Origin of the sequence: Carnobacterium sp. ISL-102 (genome assembly GCF_018612935.1) — a bacterium.
Lineage (GTDB): Bacteria > Bacillota > Bacilli > Lactobacillales > Carnobacteriaceae > Carnobacterium_B > Carnobacterium_B alterfunditum.
This window is the reverse complement of sequence record NZ_JAGGRF010000046.1, coordinates 1-1,731: the sequence shown is the minus strand read 5'-3', so window position 1 is coordinate 1,731 and position 1,731 is coordinate 1. Positions and strand designations below refer to the sequence as shown.

General features: G+C 41.2%; 1 protein-coding gene. It reads left to right on the top strand.

Annotation, left to right across the window (positions count from 1 at the left end; all coding sequences use genetic code 11):
* Window positions 1–189: 189 nt before the first annotated feature.
* On the top strand, window positions 190–1,599 hold the full coding sequence (locus tag J7E16_RS10820; protein WP_214891642.1) for an ISLre2 family transposase: 1,410 nt from the start codon (window positions 190–192) through the stop codon (window positions 1,597–1,599).
* Window positions 1,600–1,731: the final 132 nt, after the last annotated feature.

Here is a 1,731-nt window from a genome sequence, read left to right as displayed (position 1 = left end):
ATTTTAAATCGTTGTTGACAAAGAATTTTTCATCCAATAAAAAAGTTGTACTTATTTCATACTACAAACAAAGGCGTATGTGTAAAATAGTTCTCGAGATGATTTTATTTTTTACTAGCAAAAAGAAAGAAGGCGTTCTATCATAAATGTATGCTGAGCGGCAAATACATAGATGAAAGAGGCCTTCTTATGGATAGAATTATAACAAAATTATATGAAATAATAAAGGAATCGAGCGATTTAATCGCTACAGAGGAGTCTATACAACTCTATATGTATGAAGTATTCACTGAATTAGTAGGAGATATCTTCACACATATGAATCAAGTGATCAAAGAACAAAAACAAGGCGAAGGCTGGAAAGTGAAACGAGACGATTGGAAAACCGTTCAGTTTATTTTTGGTCCTGTTCGTTATCGCCGTACCTTAATGGTCGATCAAGAGAGTCAAAATCATTATCCGCTAGATGACTGGTTAGGCATTCGAAACTACCAACGCCATAGTCCACTCGTAGAAGTGAAAGTAGCAGAACTAGCTAGTAAGTGTACCTACCGGGACACCGCTGAATTATTGAAAGAATGGACGGCAGTCACTATTAGTCACCAAACAGTCGGCAGTCTTCTTAAACGAGTTGGAGGAGCACAAGCACGTGAAGATGAAGAAATGGTAGTAGAACTAGACGAAGCCGTCGAGTTGCCAGAAGGTAAAAAAGTGGACTATTTTTACGCCGAGGCTGATGGCATTTTTGTTCGTGGGACGGAAAAGAGAAAAAGCTTAGAAGTTCGTCATGCGCTACTTTACGAAGGCTGGGAGAAAAATGGAAAGAGAGTCTCCTTAAAGGAGCCTAAAGCGATCATGACGACTAAAAAAACGGCTGGTTTTTGGGCAGAAGTTCAAGCCTTTACTGCGCGTCATTATGCGGTACAACAAGCTCAAGTCATTACCAATAGTGACGGTGGACAAGGCTATACCGCAGACAAATTTCAAGAAGCCTTTTCTCAGTCGAACTATCCTGTAGTCAATCAGTTAGACTCTTATCACATCTTCCAAGGCTTAAATCGCGCGTTTGGTTCACAGACTAGCCTCTTTAAACAGAAGGTCAATCAAGCTTTAAAAACACATGATTTAAATGAGTTAACCATCTGGTTGGATACTTATGAAAGCACACTAGACGAGACACCAGCAGTGGAAAAACTGACTACCTTTAGAACATACGTATTACGGAATTGGGATCGAATTTTCGATTGGCGTGAAAAAGTAGAACAGGTTCCGCAGGACGCAAGAGGTTTAGGCGCAATGGAGTCGAATCAGCGGCATATTTCTTTTCGGATGAAAAAGCGTGGGATGCATTGGAGCGAAGAAGGCTGTGAAGCCATGGTAAAGGTAAAACAAGGCATCTTAAATCACACGTTACGTGACGCCTATCTTCACCAACAAAATAGGAGTACGAGACAACAACGCAAGCTGAAACAAACGGTTCGTTTATCGTCGCTATTGCATCAGAAGACACGTCAGTCGGTTGGTGCAAAGGATGGGACAATGCCGTTGTATGCTTCTCATTCATCAGCAATGGGGAAACTCATAAAAAGTTTTCGTTAATTCCCTTCTGTTTGGGGAAGGTTCCTTGTTTTAGGAACCTTCTCTAAACGGATGGGCCAGCAAACGGCGAAGCCGTGCGGTAGTAGACGAGTGTACAAAAGTAGAACGCCTAAACTAGCAGGATAATAGGAC